Origin of the sequence: Phyllobacterium zundukense (assembly GCF_002764115.1) — a bacterium.
GTDB classification, from domain to species: Bacteria; Pseudomonadota; Alphaproteobacteria; order Rhizobiales; family Rhizobiaceae; genus Phyllobacterium; species Phyllobacterium zundukense.
The window spans coordinates 3,068,857-3,085,114 of record NZ_CP017940.1; the positions used below are offsets into that span (position 1 = coordinate 3,068,857).

Below are 16,258 nucleotides of genomic sequence, written 5' to 3' on the forward strand. Positions count from 1 at the left end.
CATTTTTCAATTACTTAGCTGATGTGGGTTTTGTGCCCGACCATTTACTGACCAGAAACTTGGTGATGGCCGTAGACCTCTTCGAGCATCTGGACCGACATGCCCAGAGTGCCCGCGGCCTCCCGTGTATCATTGCCCGACTGGACAAGGGCCGGGAAGCATCGAGGCCGTCGTCGCAAGAACGCGTTCGGCTCCGTCCGCAATGACAGCGCGCATTGCGGCTTTCGCAGCCTGGACATCCCTGACATTGATGGCATCGACGATGGCTTTGTGCCGTGCCACCGATTGCCCATGCCTTTCCGGGTTCGGGATCGGCGAACTGATTGTGAAAGTGGTGACAAGCGCCACCTCGATCAGCGTGCTGATCGAACGCATGAACGGGTTGCCAGACGCGTCAGCGATAGCAATGTGAAATTGCAGATCGCTGTTGACGAAATCCGAAGCCGAGCGACCGGCCCCATCCATCCTGCCCACGCAATCGTATAAGCTTTCGAGCTGCTGATCGCTTCGGCGAAACGCGGCAAGACCTGCAGCCTCGGGCTCCAGTGCAAGGCGCATTTCGAGCAAGCTCGATAGAAATTCGGGACTGGCGCCTGCCTCGAAGTGCCAGATGAGAATGTCCGGATCGAACAGATTCCAGTGTTGCCGTTTCAGCACCCTGGTTCCAATCTTGGCTCTGGGCTGAATCAATCCCTTTGCTGCAAGCGTCTTGAGTGCCTCGCGAAGCACCGTTCTCGATACACGAAACTGCTGAAGAAACTCGGCGTCACCCGGCAGGATACTGTCTTCGGCGTAGAACCCGCTGACAATCTTCAAACCAAGATCACGCATCACATGGCCATGATGCGTATGCGAATGACCGGCTGTGCGGAAGTCATAATTGGCTAGCTGATTTTCGGGCAGGTCAGGAGGCGGCATTGACCATTGCCTTCCTCGTTGAAAGGAAAACGAGAGTCCGCTGCAGCGCGATGAAGGCAAAGAGCAGAGCACCCACGACGATTTTGGTCCACCAGCTGGACAAGGTTCCGTCGAAGACGATGTAGGTCTGGATGATGCCCTGAATGATCACACCGACAAAAGTGCCTGCGACATAGCCGACACCGCCCGTCAGCAACGTGCCCCCGATGACAACAGCGGCGATCGTATCAAGCTCAACCCCGACCGCGGCCAGCGAGTAGCCGGCGGATGTGTAAAGTGAGAAGACGATACCTGCGAGTCCGGACAGGAATCCCGATAAGGCATAGATGGTGATGGTCGTCCGGGCCACGGGAATGCCCATCAATTCAGCCGATGTGCGGTTCCCACCGACCGCATAAATGTAGGAGCCGAACTTGCTGAAATGAGCCATCGCGATACCCACGAGGAAAACCAGCACCATCAGGCAACCGATGAAGGTCAATCTCCCGCCGTCCGGTAACCGGTAATACATGCCTTGCAGGATCGAATAGAATTCGTGATTGATCGGAATGGAATCCGTCGTCATAACGAAGCATATCCCGCGCATCAGGAACATCCCGGCCAGGGTCACGATAAAAGCCGGCACATCGAGATAATAGATGATGACGCCCATGATCGCGCCAAAAGTCGTGGTTATGATGAGCGCGATGGCGAAAGCCGCCAGCGGATGCACACCATATTTCGTGATGAGCACGGCAAGCAGGACGCCGGTAAAGGCGATGACCGATCCGACCGAAAGATCTATGCCTCCCGAAAGAATGACAAACGTCATGCCAACAGCTGCGATTCCGAGAAAGGCATTGTCGGTCAAGAGATTACCGGCAACCCGAGTGGACAAAATGGCGGGAAACTGCATGGCGCAGGCAGTATAGGCGAGCGCGCAGATGAGCAGCGTTGCATAGAAGGGAAGAAGCCGCGTGTTCATTGGCGCTTTGCTCCCTTCGCGCGGAATTCAGTTTTCAGGAAATGCCAGCCACCCGCGGATGAGAAAGACTGCGCCAGCAGGATCACGATGATCACCACGGCTTTGAGGATGAGATTATATTCCGGCGGAAAGCCAGAGAGCAGGATCCCGGTATTCATCGCCTGAATGATGATGGCGCCAAGTGCTGACATCAGGATCGAGAAGCGTCCGCCGAACAGTGACGTTCCGCCAATGACAACGGCAAGGATCGCGTCGAGTTCCAGCCAAAGCCCGGCATTGTTGGCATCCGCCCCGCGGATATCAGCGGCAACGATGATGCCCGCCAGCGCCGCACACAGACCGCAAAAGGCGTAAATGACAAGAAGCAGCAGCTTGCTGTTCAACCCCGCATAGCTGCTGGCGCTGCGATTGACGCCTATCGACTCGATCAGCAGTCCAAGTGCAGTACGTCGAACGATAATGATCGCAGACACCAGTAGCGTAACGGCAATCAGCACTGGCATCGGTATGCCCAGAACCGAGCCCGTCCCGAAAAAGATCAGACCCGGGTCGGTGAAGGTAATGATCGACCCTTCCGTGATGAGCTGCGCGATGCCGCGGCCTGCTACCATCAGGATGAGGGTTGCAACGATTGGTTGGAGATCGAAATAGGCAACGAGCAACCCATTCCACAGACCACAGAGAAGTCCTGTCCCGAGCGCCGCAAAGATGACCACAGGCAGTGAATACCCGGCAACGGTCAATGTGGCGGCGATGGCTCCCGACACTGCCATGACCGCGCCCACAGAGAGATCAACTCCACGGCTGGCGATCACCGCCGTCATGCCAATGGCGAGAATGATCACGGGCGCACCCCGATTAAGCACATCGACGAGACTGCCGAACAACCTCCCATCCTGTAAACGAATGTCAAAGAAGCCGGGGAACGCCAGATAATTCAGAAACAGAATCAGGGCCAGCGAAAGGAGTTGCGGCGAGGCCTTGGTCAATGCAACTGCATTAATGCGGTTCATGCGTGCACCTCTCCTGGTTCCGCAGCGATTTTCTGCATGATTTTCGTGGTTGTGATGTCGTCGCCTGTAAACTCACCCCGATGCGCGCGGTCGCGCAGTACAACCACTCGTGTGCTGTAGGCGACGATCTCTTCGATTTCTGATGAGATCACGAGAAGCGCCATGCCGTTATCGCAAAGCTGGTTGATCAGGGCGATGATTTCCGCATGAGCGCCGACGTCGATGCCGCGCGTCGGTTCATCCAGAATGAGGAAGCGCGGATTTGTGGCGAGCCAGCGGGCAAGAATGACTTTCTGCTGGTTGCCGCCGGAAAGAAACTTGATCGGCTTCTCGATATCCGTGGTGCGGATGTCCAGCGCTTTGACGAACTTGTCAGCGAGTGCAACCTGCTGTTTTCGGGACAATCGTTTGAACCAGCCTTTTTGCGCCTGTAGAGCCAGCACGATATTTTCGCGCACCGAAAGGTCGCCGATAATGCCGTCGGTCTTTCGGTCTTCGGGGCAGAGCCCGAAACCTAACGCGACGGCGTCCTGCGGCGACCGTATGCGGACGGGAACGCCATCCACTGCCGCCTGGCCACTATCGGCAGAATCGATGCCGAACAGCAGGCGTGCCGTTTCGGTCCGCCCTGAGCCCAGCAGGCCCGCCATGCCGATTACTTCGCCCTCGCCAATGTCGAGATCGAACGGCGCGACACTGCGATTGCGACCCATGCCTTTGAAGGAAAATTGTTTCTTTTCCGGTTCTGGCCGATCCCGGCGGACATTGTGCGTCACTGCGGCAAGCGCACGGCCAAGCATCAGCGATACAAGCTCGATTTTCGGCAGTTGGGATGTCAGTTCGGTCCCGGCAACCTTGCCGTTGCGCAGTACTGTGACCCGGTCGCAGATTTCATAGACCTGATCAAGGAAATGCGTGATGAAGACGATTCCGAGGCCACGCTCCTTGAGCCGCCTGAGTGTTGCGAAGAGGATTTCTGTTTCGTGGCGATCAAGACTCGCGGTCGGCTCATCGAGGATGAGAATCCGCCCTGACATATCGACTGCCCGCGCAATGGCGACGAGCTGTTGCACCGCGACTGAATAGCGGGATAGATCCGACGAAACATCAATGTGAAGGTCATATTGGCTGAGGAGCTGCTGCGCACGCTTCTCCATGCGGCGCCGATCGATGAAGCCGAAGCGCATCGGCTGGCGGCCGACAAAGAGATTGTCCGCGACAGACATGTTCGGAAGCAGGTTTACTTCCTGGTAAACCGTGCCAATGCCAAGATGTTGCGCGTGCAGCGTATCGCGAACGTGAACGGGCTGTCCGTCGAGCTCCATCACGCCTGAATCCGGCTGATGGACGCCAGTGAGCACCTTGATCAGTGTTGACTTGCCGGCACCATTCTCCCCCAGCAGCGCATGTATCTCGCCTTGCCGGATGGTCAAATCGACAGTGTCCAGTGCCTGGAAGCCAATGAAGGATTTGCATATGCCTCGAGCGGCCAGCAGAACAGGATGGTCCGTCATTGCGCCCTCTCCCGTGAGCGGTTTTGTCGGGTGGGGACTGGCCGCCCTTTCGAGACGGCCAGCCATGACGGAGTGATTAGTACCCCAGCCCCTTTTTCTCTTCGTAGACCTTCTTCGGATCATCAGCCTGCGTATAGAGCTTGGACTCGGTCTGGATCCACTTTGGTGGCGCCTTGCCGCTTTCCTTGTAGGCTTTCAGGGCGTCGAAAGCAGGACCTGCCATGTTCGGCGTCAGCTCGACAGTGGCGTTCGCCTCTCCTTCGGACATCGCCTTGAAGATGTCCGGCACAGCGTCGACCGAGACGACAAGGATGTCCTTGCCCGGCTTCAGTCCGGCCTCTTTGATGGCCTGAATTGCGCCAACAGCCATGTCATCATTGTGGGCATAGAGCGCACAGATGTTCTTGCCGCCATTTTCAGCCTTGAGGAAGCCTTCCATGACTTCCTTGCCCTTGGCACGCGTAAAGTCGCCCGTCTGGCTGCGGGTGATCTTGATGTTTGAGGCAGGTGCGATGCCCTCCTCAAAACCCTTCTTGCGGTTGATAGCGGGACTCGATCCTACTGTTCCCTGCAGTTCGACAACATTGCAGGGCTTGCCCGCAATCGTCTTGACGAGCCATTCACCCGCTACCTTGCCCTCGTGCACGGTATCCGAAGTTACCGCTGTCAGATACAGGTCGTCATTGGCAGTCTCGATCGTGCGGTCAAGCAGGATAACCGGTATTTCGGCTTCCTTGGCCTCAGCGAGAACCGTATCCCAACCTGTCGCAACGACAGGCGCAACAAAAATGGCATCGACGCCCTGGGCGACAAAGCCGCGGATCGCCTTGATCTGGTTTTCCTGTTTCTGCTGTGCGTCTGCGATCTTGAGATCGATCCCGCGTTTCTTTGCCTCAATTTTGGAAACGGATGTTTCGGCTGCGCGCCAGCCTGATTCCGATCCGATCTGCGAGAAGCCGACCGTCAAGTCAGACGCGCCTGCTGCTCCCGCAAAGGACACGGCAACCGTACTGGCAAGCAGAATTCTCTTCATGAACGACATGATTATTCCTCCCGATTTAGGTCTATTCCGTAAGATCCTCCCAGACCTCAATAAAATTATTATAATATAGTATTATTATTGGCAAGAGGGCGCGCATCAGTTTCCACGCTTGACGTGATCGGTGCATATCCTTGAGTTGTGAACTGAGCTGCGGCGAGAAATACTGGCCGTGCGTGTCGCTGAAGTAAGCCAGATTGGCGTCAAGGGCATTGGTCGAAATGCGAGGCAGACGCCTACCGCCGGCGCCTCCGTTCTCGCCGCTTCAACCTGCCTCAAGAAGAACAGAGCATCACTCCCAAGCAGCAAGATATGCCGGGCTGCATCGCGGCTTGCAAGGTCCACGATGACGTCAGCAACCTTGGCGGGGTCACTGACGTCACGGCCGTTGCCTTTTATGATGCCACGGATAGTCCCGACGCCCTGCTCGTATTCAGGCAGCAGGCCATAGACGTTGGCGTCGATTTGCGCCCGGAAATCCGCGTCGGTCGCTCATCCGTCGAGGAAATCCGAACGATGCGGTGTGAACGTGTCAACCAGGCGGCCTTTTTCCAGCGCCTTGACCCCGTGCTGTGCACCGGAAGGGACAATGAAACTCCCTCCCTTACCAATAATTGCCGACTTGCCGTCTACCGTCACTTCAAAGCGCCCCTCGGCAACGTAGCTTGCCTGCACGTGCGGGTGTGAATGCATCGCACCAACTGCGCCTTCCTCGAAGTCGAATTCGACCTGCATCAATTCGTCGGTGTAGACAATCACTCGACGGCGGTTGCCGTTATCGAGAAGAGTCCAGGCTACTTCATCTGGCTGCGCGAACAATTTGATGTCTGACATTTTCAGTTCTCCTATCTTGCGAGCCAGCCGCCATCGACCGGAACGACTGCGCCATGCATGTAATGTGAAGCCTTGGCCAACAAAAATACGGCGGCATCCCCGATGTCCTCAGGATCCCCCCATCGTCCGGCTGGTATTCGGGAAATGATTGCTTCACTGCGGTGAGGATCGTTGCGGAGTGCTTCCGTGTTGGCGCTGACGATATATCCGGGAGCAATCGCATTGACATTGATCCCTTTTGCCGCCCACTCGCACGCGAGCAAACGGGTGATGCCGACCAAGCCTGATTTGGAAGCAGTATATGACGCCACCCGGATGCCGCCCTGAAAACTCAGCATCGAGGCGATATTGACAATCTTGCCGCGCCTGTCTTCTGCGACGATATTCTTGGCAAGGGCCTGGGACATGAAGAAAACGGAACGCAGGTTGACATCCATGACCTCGTCCCAATCCTCAAGGCTGAAATCAAGCGCGTCGGCACGCCGGATGATCCCCGCATTGTTGACCAGTCCGTCAATTGCCCCGCATTCCTGCCATATCTCATCGACCACACGGATCGCTTGTTCCACGTCACTTAGATCGCGAAGAACAGGCGTAAATTTGCCTCCGTTCGTCTCGATCATGCGGGCAGTTTCTGTCATGTCCGATCGCCCGACACCAACAACGGATCCCCCTGCACGGGAAACGGACACTGCGATGCCCTGGCCTATCCCCGTATTCGCACCGGTCACCACAATGGTCTTGCCTTCGAGGCTGAACGAACTGAGATCCGTCATGCGAGTTCTCCAACTGCAACGGGATCAACATCCGTGTAATCCACATTGTCGCCCGCCATTGCCCAGATAAAGCTATAGTTCGACGTTCCGGAGCCGGAATGGATCGACCAGCCGGGCGACAAGACTGCCTGTCTGTCGGCGACTATGAGGTGACGGGTTTCCTGGGGCTCGCCCATCAAATGCATCACACGCGCATCATCCGCCAGTCCGAAATAAAGATACGCCTCCGACCGGCGGTCGTGCACGTGGGCAGGCATGGTGTTCCAGACGGAACCTTGTGCAAGCGTGGTCATCCCCACGACCAGCTGACATGTCTTTGCGCCTTCCGGATGGATGAACTGGAAAATAGATCGCTGGTTCGATGTCGCCTGCGAACCCAGATCCACCCTTTTCGCATCACTGATACCGATGCATTTTGTTGGATGGGATTGATGGGCTGGCGCACTGATAAGATAGAAGCAGGCCGGCTCTTCCTGCGAGGCAGATGCAAAACGCACATCCATGGCCCCCATTCCGACATAGATCATGTCCCGGTGACCGAGTTCGAAGCGCTGCCCGTCGACGGTGACAAAACCGCCCTTGCCGATATTCACGACGATCAGTTCCCGCCGATCCAGAAAGTTCGCTGTTCCTGTCGGCTTGATGGTTTCGAGCTTCAGTTCTTGCGAGACAGGATTTGCACCACCGATAATCATCCGATCATAATGCGAATAGGTCAGATTTATCTGATCGGGACTGAAAAGGTCCGTCACAAGAAAATTGGCACGAAGATCACTTGTCCCGAATTTCGACGCTTCCGCTGGTGATACCGCAAAGCGCGACGTAAAAGACGTTTCAGTCATACTATCTTTCCTTCCATAGAGGTCATATTGCTCCGATTAGACTTATGATTAGCCAGCCACAGCGATAAGCGCGAGATCGAATCATTGCCATTGCATACATCGCTCTGTGAGATGGTCCTTGGCTCGATTATTGATGCAAGATACTGATATATATATACATAATAATCACCAACCATTTCAAAACGAACCGCGCCCATCGCATACAGCGCCAATTCATTTGACACCACTTGTAAGATGTCATATGTTTGAAATCAAGTTGCAGGAGGCAACTTTTAAATCATTCACGATACGCGCCACATTTTTCGGCGGCGGGAGGAGGATCCCCACTTATGAATGTCCTTACAAAGGCTGTAGCGGCCGCAATGCTTGGTACAATTCCGTTTGCAACGCTGGCACTTGCGGAGACGCCGCCGAACCAGCTTGTGGTTGGCTTCTCGATGTCGAATATCCTGACGCTTGATCCAGCAGCGATCACTGGCAAGGAGACTGTTCAAGTTCTCGCCAACATCTATGAGGGTTTGGTATCGCTTGACCCGGTCAACCGTTCGCAGGCCAATCCTCAACTGGCCGAAAGCTGGGCAATAAGCGAGGACAGTAAATCAATAACCTTCAAAATGCGCTCCGGTGCGAAATTTGCCTCGGGGAATCCCGTAACCGCCGAGGACGTTGTGTGGTCGTTCAAGCGCTTGATGAAACTTAATCTTGCCCAGGCTTCCTTCCTGAAGACCCATGGATTCTCGGCTGCCAATGCCGACGCAAGCTTTGCCGCCCCCGATCCCTCGACGGTTGTGATTACGCTTCCCAAGAAGGTAGATCCGCAAATCATCGTCTTGACCCTTGGTATTGTTGGACCGGGCTCTGTCCTCGACAGCAAGACAGTCATGGCAAACGAAGCGAATGGCGACATGGGGGGTGCCTGGCTTACAACGCATTCAGCCGGCTCCGGACCGTTCGTGTTGCAGGAATGGAAGTCCAACGAGCGGGTGCTGTTGAGCCGCAATGACAATCATTGGGGCAAGGAGGCAGCCATGCGCCGCATCATCATGCGGCACCTCCCCGAATCGCAAAGCCAGCGGCTCATGCTGGAAAAGGGCGACATCGATGTCGCTTTTTCGATGTCCGCGGCAGATTTGACCGCATTGCAGTCCAACAAGGACGTTGTGGTGCAGACAATCGGGGGCAGTGGCTTCTATTACCTCGCGGTGTCGATGAAGGATGAAAAATTCAACAAGCCGAAGGTGCGCGAGGCGCTGCGCTATCTCATCGATTATGAGGGCTTGAACGCGACTGTTCTCCCCTTCTTTGGCAAGCCGCACGACCGCCCCATTCAGACAGGCCTTCTCGGGGCTCTTCCCGACGCCGGCTACAAACTCAACGTCGAGAAGGCAAAGGCCCTGTTGGCTGAAGCGGGATATCCCGAAGGCTTCTCCACGACACTGCGTGCCCTATCCGATGCACCGTTCCTCAATCTTGCGACCGCCATTCAGGCAAGCCTCGCTCAGGGCGGCATCAAGGCCGAAGTCATCACGGGGTCTGGAGATCAGATTTACGGCGCAATGCGTGAACGAAAGTTTGAGCTGCTCGTGGGCCGCGGCGGCGGCGGTCAGCTACCGCATCCCGACTCCAATCTGCGCGCCATCGCCTATAATCCCAACAATGCGGACGATGCAAAACTAACGAATTTTCAGGGCTGGCGAACATCATTTTACGATGAGAAGCTGAACAAGATGATTGATGACGCTCTGATCGAGACCGACACCAAACGCCAGGTGACGAGGTATGGTGAAATCCAGACCTATTATGCGGATATGGTGCCGTCCATCCAGCCCTTCTCCGAAGTCGTCGACTCCGTAGCGTCACGCGCGGATGTCAAGGGACTGGCTCTCAATCCGTCCTGGTCTACCGACCTCAGCACCATAACCAAGGCGCGCTGAATTCCATCATCGGCCGCTGCCGCGCCAAAACCAGGGCGTGACAGCGGCCGTAAAAATAGAACGCAAGAGACATTCATATGACTCACGAACGTGTTTACGCAGGGATACGCCAAGGTGCCACGATTTTGGTGACGCTGTTTGGGCTTCTTGTGCTTACCTTCTGTATTGGCCGACTGATGCCGGTCGATCCGGTTCGTGCGATTATTGGCGAGGAAGCAGACGCAGCGACTTATCGCATGGTGGCCGAACGTCTCGGTATGGATAGACCAGTTTACGAACAGTTCTTGCGCTATCTCGGCGATATCCTGACCGGCAATTTCGGCGTGTCCATCCGCACGGGCCAATCCGTCATCAATGACATTGCACACGTCATGCCCGCCACCATCGAACTGGCCACATTCGCGATTATCTGTGGTGCCGGTCTTGGAATACCGCTTGGAATACTCGCGGCCGTACGCCGTAATCGCCTGACGGACCATGTCATTCGTGTCGTGACCCTGCTCGGCCATTCGATGCCCATTTTCTGGATAGGCATGATAGGCCTCATCGTCTTCTATGCGACGCTCGGCCTCGTGGGTGGTGGCGGACGTATGTCAGACTACAATATCGGGCTGGCCCCGGAGACGACCGGGTTCCTGTTGATTGACGCTGCATTGGCCGGGGACTGGGAAGTTTTCCATGATGCGGTCAATCATCTTGTTCTGCCGGCAAGCATACTGGGCTACTCGTCAATGGCATACATCACCCGCATGACGCGCAGCTTCATGCTGGATCAATTGAACCAGGAGTATGTAGTCACCGCAAGGGTCAAGGGCCTCTCCAACAGCCGGACCATCTGGTACCACGCATTCGCCAACATCCGCGTACAGCTCGTGACGATCGTAGCTCTGGCCTATGGAAGCCTGCTCGAGGGCGCCGTGCTGATTGAGACCGTGTTCTCCTGGCCCGGTTTCGGACAATACATGACGAACAATATGCTGGTCGGTGACATGAACGCTGTCATGACCTGCGTGCTCATTGTCGGCATCATTTTCATCTGCCTGAATTTGCTTTCCGATGTCCTTTACAAAGTGTTCGATCCGAGGACGCGATGACAACCAAAAGCCTGTACAATACCAAAGCCATGCCAACCGTAGGTATTTCCGCGCGGTTTTCTGGACCGCTGAAAGCATTGGGCGCCGTTTTCAAACGGTTATCAAACGACGTCTCGTCCTGCTTCGGCCTCGTTGTCATCACCATATTGGTGCTTAGCGCGATCTTCGCCCCATGGATTGCAACCCACGATCCAAATCTCGTCAATCTGCCCAATGCGCTTCGGCCCCCGGATGCCCTGAACTGGTTCGGCACTGACGAGCTTGGGCGCGACATCTTCAGCCGCATCATTCACGGTACCAGAATAACGCTGTCGATCATCACCCTCGTTTCGATTGTTGTTGGACCCGTCGGTCTTTTGGTTGGCACGACCGCAGGTTATTTCGGCGGCTGGTGCGACACAGTCATGATGCGGATAACAGATATATTTCTGTCATTCCCCGGGCTGATCCTGTCACTCGCTTTCGTTGCAGCATTGGGTGCAGGGCTCGAAAACGCGATTATCGCAATTGCATTGACTTCCTGGCCGCCGATTGCCCGCCTGGCGCGAGCGGAGACGCTTACATTCCGGTCCGCCGACTATATTTCGGCCTCGCGCATGCAAGGCGCTTCATCGATCCGCATTATCGTGAAATCGATCATGCCGATGTGCCTCCCGTCAGTGCTTGTGCGAATAACTCTGAGTATGGCAACCGTTATTCTGACCGCGGCCGGTCTCGGCTTTCTTGGTCTCGGCGCTCAGCCGCCATTGCCCGAATGGGGGGCGATGATTGCGACAGGACGCCGGTACATGCTTGACAGCTGGTGGCTGGTGGCATTTCCGGGCATGGCCATATTGCTCGTAAGTCTTGCCTTCAATTTACTGGGTGACGGGTTGCGCGATGCCCTCGACCCCAAGCAGCGTTGAGGAGAAGTCCATGACTGATACGGATCAGCTGCTTGACGTTTCCAACCTTTGCGTGAGTTACCGCAAGGACAAGGGATACTCTGATGCGGTGCGGGGGGTGTCTTTTACCCTCGGCCGCGAAAGGCTGGGTATCGTTGGTGAATCCGGTTCCGGCAAATCGACGATCGGCCGGGCATTGCTGAAGCTGCTACCCTCTGCCCGGATCACCGCAGACAGACTTCAGTTTCAGGGCACCGACCTCGTGAAAGCCGGCGAACGCGAGATGCTGACGATCCGCGGGCGTCGCATCTCGATGATCCTGCAGGATCCCAAGTTTTCGCTCAATCCCGTGCACCGAGTGGGCAATCAGATCGCAGAGGCATACCGCGTTCACACGCGTGCCTCAAACCAGCAGGCCCGGCAGAAGACGTTGGAAATGCTGGAAGCAGTTCAAATCAGGGATCCGGAACGGGTATACGATCTCTACCCGCACGAAGTATCCGGTGGCATGGGGCAGCGCATCATGATCGCAATGATGCTGATACCCGAACCGCAACTGATCATCGCCGATGAGCCGACTTCAGCGCTTGACGTGACCGTTCGCATGCAGGTCCTCAATATTCTCAATGAGCTTGTGACAAGAAAGGGCATCGGGCTGATCATGATCAGCCATGATCTCAACCTCGTGCGCAACTTCTGCGACCGGGTTCTGATCATGCGGTCCGGCGAGGTTGTGGAATCGTGCGCGGCGCGGGATCTCATGCAGGCTTCCCACCCATACACACGGGGACTGCTCGCCGCGCAGCCACATATTGGCGGAAGCCGAAGCCCCCTGCCCGTCCTCAGTCGTGAGATTGGTCTTGCAAAAATTGCAGCGGAGGAAACGCGATGAGCGATGTAACCATCAAAGGACTTACGATCGATCTTGGAACCGGAACTGCCCAGAAGAAGATTCTCAATGATGTCAGCTTCGCCGTTGCGTCCGGTGAGTCATTCGGTCTGGTGGGCGAATCCGGCTCGGGAAAGTCAACAATCTTGCGCTGCATTGCCCGCTTGCTGACATTTTGGTCGGGTCAGATCGCCATTGCCGGGCGACCAATCGCAGAGATACCCGGCGCTGACTATTGTCGTGTTGTCCAAATGGTCTTTCAGGATCCATACGGATCGCTCCACCCTCGCCAATCCATCAAGACCGCACTTCATGAACCGCTGCGTATCCACAGGCTTGATCGTCAGCAAGAACGCATGGAGAAGGCGCTCCTTGACGTCGGTCTGAATTCTTCATTCCTGACGCGCTATCCGCACGAACTTTCGGGCGGGCAAAGACAACGCGTGGCGATTGCCAGAGCGCTGATTTTGGAACCCAGCGTCTTGCTCCTCGATGAACCAACGTCGGCGTTGGACGTGTCTGTGCAGGCAGAAGTACTCAATCTGCTCAACGAGATCAGGCTCGCAAGAAAATTGACCTATTTGTTCGTGTCTCACGATCTGGCTGTGATCGATTACATGTGTGAGCGACTTGCCGTGATGCAGTCGGGCAGCATTGTCGAAATCATGAATCGCACAGAACTTAGTGAAGGTCGTGCAAAACATCCCTATGCGCGTGAACTGATCAACGCGAGCATTGAGTATGATCGAGTAGCGTGAGTAAAGCATCCGATACAGCTGTGGCTTGTCCAATGAGGATCGAATGAACACAAGAAGGCGAGAGACACTCACCGCACAATTGGTCCGGCAAGTAACAGACCGGATCAAGTCAGGCGAATTTCCTCGAGGTGCAAGACTTCCGACCGAGAAGGAGATGATCGACGAATTCGGCGTCAGCCGCACGGTCGTTCGCGAAGCTATCGCCAACCTTCGCGCTGGCGGCATGGTCTCGACACAACAGGGTGTGGGCGCCTTCGTCGTGCAGAATACGGCCTTGCCGGCCTTCCGCATCGCGGAGGAGGATCTCTCGGTACTTGAACAGGTCGTCAAAGGGCTGGAACTTCGAATTGCAGTGGAGTCAGAAGCAGCGGCGCTCGCCGCCCAGCGCCGCAGTGAAAGTGACATTCTTGCAATCGAGTCCGCTTGCGACACCATGGCAGACGCTATCAAGACTGGCAGCGACAGCATTGAAGCAGACCTGAATTTTCACCGTGCAATCGCCCGTGCAAGCCAGAACGATCACTTTCTGAAGATCTTCAACTACCTCGGTGAAGTTTTAATTCCCAGAGCACGGTTGCAGACCCATCGTTTCGAAGAGTTTACACTCTCGGAATATCTGGAGCGCATCAACTCCGAGCACCGTCAGGTTCTCTTTGCCATCCGCCGGGGCGATACAGATGGCGCCCGCGCAACAATGCGGATGCATTTGAGCGGTAGCCGCGATCGGCTCCAACAGACCATACCCGAACGGAGATGATTGATCAGGACAACATGTCCGCATTGTCCAGACAATTGCGGGATACGGTCCATTTTACCAGATCGTTCAATGCGGACACTTCAACTTTCGCACAATGGCAGTCTACGAACCGGGCATTTGTTGCGGAAGCGCTTGGCGCCGGCAATGCACAAGCTGCACAATCGCGGACGCTTGATCAGCGAGATCATAAATCTCACCAGACGCGGCTTCTGGAACTCACGTTCAGCAGCGGAGAGAAAACCGAAGCCTTTCTTCTTCTGCCTTCCGTGAGGAAAAAGAGTCCCGCGGTTTTATTGCTGCACGATCACGGTTCGCGCTTTGACATTGGCAAAGAAAAGCTGATTCAAACTTCGAACCCCGACAAAGCACGATCTGCAAGGGAATGGATCAAGCGCTGCTACGGCAATCGTTATCTCGGTGATGTTCTCGTCAAACGCGGCTACGTCGTTTTATGTGCCGATGCCTTGGGCTGGAGCAGCCGCCAGGGAAACGGGTACGACACGCAGCAGGCGCTGGCAGCCAATCTGATGCAGTTTGGGACTTCGCTTGCCGCGGTCGTGGCTTCCGAAGATGTGCAGGCCGCGCTGTTTTTGAGCGCACTGCCGCAAGTCGATGAACGCTTCGTGGCAAGCATGGGCTTCTCATTCGGAGGGTTCCGCGCATGGCAGGTAGCTGCTCTCACCTCGACAATTCGTGCCTCGGTGGCAATCAATTGGATGGGGCAACTCGCCGGGCTGATGCAACCAGGAGCCAATTTATTGCGCGGGCAATCGGCGTATTACATGTTGCATCCACCACTTGCCGGAAAACTGGATTATCCGGATATTGCCGCACTTGTCGCTCCGCGCCCCGCGCTTTTCTTTGCGGGGGACCGAGATCCGCACTTCCCCCGAGAAACCGTAGAGGCAGCATTCGCCGCACTTGCCTCCCGTTGGTCGGACGCAGGCGCCGCAACGCATCTGGAAACCAGGATTTGGCCAGCCGGTCACGCCTTTGGACCCGCGCAGCAGGACGCAGCGATTCAATGGATGGGTTCGGCGCTCGGTCAATAGCGTTTCAGGCATCCCGGTTTAGCGCGCGCGGGACGCCCGTGAACTATTGCGGTCCAAGCCTGTCAATCAGAGCCTGCAAGTCCTGATGGTCCTGTTCCGTGCAGTCCACAAGGGGTGGACGGACCGGTCCAGCTGATTTGCCGACAAGGCGCGCACCAGCTTTGACAATACTGACAGCATACCCGCCGCCTCGATTGCGAATACCGATGTAGGGCAGGAAGAACTCTTTCAGGAGCCGCTCCGTGACCGTGCGATCACCAGTGCGCACAGCACCGTAAAACTCCATCGCAGTCTTTGGTATGAAATTGAAGACAGCCGACGAGTAGACAGGAAAGCCTGCCGCATTATACGCCTCGGCATAGACTTCCGCGGTCGGGAGGCCACCAAGGTAGCTCAATCGATCACCCAGTCTGCTGCGGATTAGGGTAACGGCTTCAATATCGCCAATACCGTCCTTGAAACCAATGAGGTTGCGGTTCCTTTCCGCCAATCGTTCGAGCGTGTCAGCGTCCAATCGACAGACATTGCGGTTATAAACGATTACGCCAATTTCTACCGACCGGCACACGGCCTCGATATGAGCGGCGAGGCCCTGCTGACTGGTTTCGGTCAGGTAGTGGGGAAGAAGCAGTATCCCCGCAGCGCCTGCCGTCTGGGCAGTGCGTGCCATCTCAATTGCCATTCGTGTGCTATACCCCGCACCGGCAATGATCGGAGTATGGGAACCACAGGTGTCGACTGCCGCGCGGATAACCTGCGCATGCTCAGCGAGAGTCAGTGAGAAACCTTCGCCCGTTCCCCCAGCTGCAAAGAGAACTGTGGCTCCATAGGGCATCAACCATTCGAGCCGCGATTTGTAACCGGAGGCGTCGAATTCACCTTGTTCATCGAAATCTGTGAGAGGAAATGACATCAATCCGGATGACAGGACGGATTTGAGTTCCTGCGGATCATAGACGGGCCGGCTGTTTGAATTGTAGTTCACTTTTG

General features: G+C 55.8%; 16 protein-coding genes. 7 read left to right on the forward strand and 9 right to left on the reverse strand.

Annotation, left to right across the window (positions count from 1 at the left end):
• Positions 1–129: 129 nt before the first annotated feature.
• The 8 genes from BLM14_RS15390 to kduI form a co-directional block, all read right to left on the reverse strand.
• The gene (locus BLM14_RS15390) at positions 130–918 is read right to left on the reverse strand and encodes a FadR/GntR family transcriptional regulator (RefSeq protein ID WP_100000202.1); all 789 of its coding nucleotides are present in this window, start codon (positions 916–918) and stop codon (positions 130–132) included.
• Positions 905–1,882: a galactofuranose ABC transporter, permease protein YjfF gene (yjfF, locus tag BLM14_RS15395; protein WP_100000203.1), complete on the reverse strand. Its 978-nt coding sequence runs from the start codon at positions 1,880–1,882 to the stop codon at positions 905–907. Before yjfF ends, BLM14_RS15390 begins: the two co-directional genes overlap by 14 nt.
• The gene (locus tag BLM14_RS15400; protein ID WP_100000204.1) at positions 1,879–2,895 is read right to left on the reverse strand and encodes an ABC transporter permease; all 1,017 of its coding nucleotides are present in this window, start codon (positions 2,893–2,895) and stop codon (positions 1,879–1,881) included. The genes yjfF and BLM14_RS15400 overlap by 4 nt, the downstream gene beginning before the upstream one ends.
• A complete protein-coding gene (gene ytfR / locus BLM14_RS15405) occupies positions 2,892–4,409 on the reverse strand; it encodes a galactofuranose ABC transporter, ATP-binding protein YtfR (protein ID WP_100000205.1) in 1,518 nt (505 codons plus the stop codon). The genes BLM14_RS15400 and ytfR overlap by 4 nt, the downstream gene beginning before the upstream one ends.
• Before the next feature lie 76 nt (positions 4,410–4,485).
• Positions 4,486–5,442, reverse strand: coding sequence for a galactofuranose ABC transporter, galactofuranose-binding protein YtfQ (gene ytfQ / locus BLM14_RS15410; RefSeq protein WP_162293205.1), 957 nt, complete (start codon positions 5,440–5,442; stop codon positions 4,486–4,488).
• A 498-nt stretch (positions 5,443–5,940) separates the two neighbouring features.
• Positions 5,941–6,282, reverse strand: coding sequence for a cupin domain-containing protein (locus BLM14_RS15415; RefSeq protein ID WP_100000207.1), 342 nt, complete (start codon positions 6,280–6,282; stop codon positions 5,941–5,943).
• A gap of 11 nt (positions 6,283–6,293) precedes the next feature.
• A complete protein-coding gene (gene kduD / locus BLM14_RS15420) occupies positions 6,294–7,058 on the reverse strand; it encodes a 2-dehydro-3-deoxy-D-gluconate 5-dehydrogenase KduD (RefSeq protein WP_100000208.1) in 765 nt (254 codons plus the stop codon).
• Positions 7,055–7,900: a 5-dehydro-4-deoxy-D-glucuronate isomerase gene (gene kduI, locus BLM14_RS15425; RefSeq protein ID WP_100000209.1), complete on the reverse strand. Its 846-nt coding sequence runs from the start codon at positions 7,898–7,900 to the stop codon at positions 7,055–7,057. Before kduI ends, kduD begins: the two co-directional genes overlap by 4 nt.
• Before the next feature lie 329 nt (positions 7,901–8,229).
• Here kduI and BLM14_RS15430 point away from each other — a divergent pair, with 329 nt between their 5' ends.
• The 7 genes from BLM14_RS15430 to BLM14_RS15460 all read left to right on the forward strand — a co-directional run bounded on the left by BLM14_RS15430 (position 8,230) and on the right by BLM14_RS15460 (position 15,268).
• Positions 8,230–9,834 carry an ABC transporter substrate-binding protein gene (locus BLM14_RS15430; RefSeq protein ID WP_100000210.1) on the forward strand — a complete coding sequence of 535 codons (1,605 nt, stop codon included), beginning with the start codon at positions 8,230–8,232 and terminating at the stop codon, positions 9,832–9,834.
• A gap of 77 nt (positions 9,835–9,911) precedes the next feature.
• A complete protein-coding gene (locus BLM14_RS15435) occupies positions 9,912–10,928 on the forward strand; it encodes an ABC transporter permease (RefSeq protein WP_100000211.1) in 1,017 nt (338 codons plus the stop codon).
• Positions 10,925–11,833, forward strand: coding sequence for an ABC transporter permease (locus BLM14_RS15440; RefSeq protein WP_237143382.1), 909 nt, complete (start codon positions 10,925–10,927; stop codon positions 11,831–11,833). The genes BLM14_RS15435 and BLM14_RS15440 overlap by 4 nt, the downstream gene beginning before the upstream one ends.
• Before the next feature lie 10 nt (positions 11,834–11,843).
• Positions 11,844–12,704, forward strand: a complete 861-nt coding sequence (locus tag BLM14_RS15445) for an ABC transporter ATP-binding protein (RefSeq protein ID WP_100000212.1) — start codon at positions 11,844–11,846, stop codon at positions 12,702–12,704.
• Positions 12,701–13,459 (forward strand): ABC transporter ATP-binding protein, encoded by a 759-nt coding sequence (locus tag BLM14_RS15450; RefSeq protein WP_100000213.1) that lies wholly within the window; start codon positions 12,701–12,703, stop codon positions 13,457–13,459. The genes BLM14_RS15445 and BLM14_RS15450 overlap by 4 nt, the downstream gene beginning before the upstream one ends.
• A gap of 43 nt (positions 13,460–13,502) precedes the next feature.
• Positions 13,503–14,216 (forward strand): FadR/GntR family transcriptional regulator, encoded by a 714-nt coding sequence (locus BLM14_RS15455; RefSeq protein ID WP_100000214.1) that lies wholly within the window; start codon positions 13,503–13,505, stop codon positions 14,214–14,216.
• 14 nt (positions 14,217–14,230) lie between these two features.
• Complete coding sequence (locus tag BLM14_RS15460) at positions 14,231–15,268, forward strand: dienelactone hydrolase family protein (protein WP_237143383.1); 1,038 nt, start codon at positions 14,231–14,233, stop codon at positions 15,266–15,268.
• 43 nt (positions 15,269–15,311) lie between these two features.
• Here the strand turns inward: BLM14_RS15460 and kdgD are convergent, their stop codons facing one another.
• Positions 15,312–16,181, reverse strand: a complete 870-nt coding sequence (gene kdgD, locus BLM14_RS15465) for a 5-dehydro-4-deoxyglucarate dehydratase (protein ID WP_100001364.1) — start codon at positions 16,179–16,181, stop codon at positions 15,312–15,314.
• Between the last annotated feature and the right edge of the window lie 77 nt (positions 16,182–16,258).

Bases quoted from the DNA above. Each gene is read 5' to 3' on its own strand.
- BLM14_RS15390 (WP_100000202.1), bottom strand. From the start codon at position 918: ATGCCGCCTCCTGACCTGCCCGAAAATCAGCTAGCCAATTATGACTTC.
- yjfF (WP_100000203.1), bottom strand. From the start codon at position 1,882: ATGAACACGCGGCTTCTTCCCTTCTATGCAACGCTGCTCATCTGCGCG.
- BLM14_RS15400 (WP_100000204.1), bottom strand. From the start codon at position 2,895: ATGAACCGCATTAATGCAGTTGCATTGACCAAGGCCTCGCCGCAACTC.
- ytfR (WP_100000205.1), bottom strand. From the start codon at position 4,409: ATGACGGACCATCCTGTTCTGCTGGCCGCTCGAGGCATATGCAAATCC.
- ytfQ (WP_162293205.1), bottom strand. From the start codon at position 5,442: ATGAAGAGAATTCTGCTTGCCAGTACGGTTGCCGTGTCCTTTGCGGGA.
- BLM14_RS15415 (WP_100000207.1), bottom strand. From the start codon at position 6,282: ATGTCAGACATCAAATTGTTCGCGCAGCCAGATGAAGTAGCCTGGACT.
- kduD (WP_100000208.1), bottom strand. From the start codon at position 7,058: ATGACGGATCTCAGTTCGTTCAGCCTCGAAGGCAAGACCATTGTGGTG.
- kduI (WP_100000209.1), bottom strand. From the start codon at position 7,900: ATGACTGAAACGTCTTTTACGTCGCGCTTTGCGGTATCACCAGCGGAA.
- BLM14_RS15430 (WP_100000210.1), top strand. From the start codon at position 8,230: ATGAATGTCCTTACAAAGGCTGTAGCGGCCGCAATGCTTGGTACAATT.
- BLM14_RS15435 (WP_100000211.1), top strand. From the start codon at position 9,912: ATGACTCACGAACGTGTTTACGCAGGGATACGCCAAGGTGCCACGATT.
- BLM14_RS15440 (WP_237143382.1), top strand. From the start codon at position 10,925: ATGACAACCAAAAGCCTGTACAATACCAAAGCCATGCCAACCGTAGGT.
- BLM14_RS15445 (WP_100000212.1), top strand. From the start codon at position 11,844: ATGACTGATACGGATCAGCTGCTTGACGTTTCCAACCTTTGCGTGAGT.
- BLM14_RS15450 (WP_100000213.1), top strand. From the start codon at position 12,701: ATGAGCGATGTAACCATCAAAGGACTTACGATCGATCTTGGAACCGGA.
- BLM14_RS15455 (WP_100000214.1), top strand. From the start codon at position 13,503: ATGAACACAAGAAGGCGAGAGACACTCACCGCACAATTGGTCCGGCAA.
- BLM14_RS15460 (WP_237143383.1), top strand. From the start codon at position 14,231: ATGTCCGCATTGTCCAGACAATTGCGGGATACGGTCCATTTTACCAGA.
- kdgD (WP_100001364.1), bottom strand. From the start codon at position 16,181: ATGTCATTTCCTCTCACAGATTTCGATGAACAAGGTGAATTCGACGCC.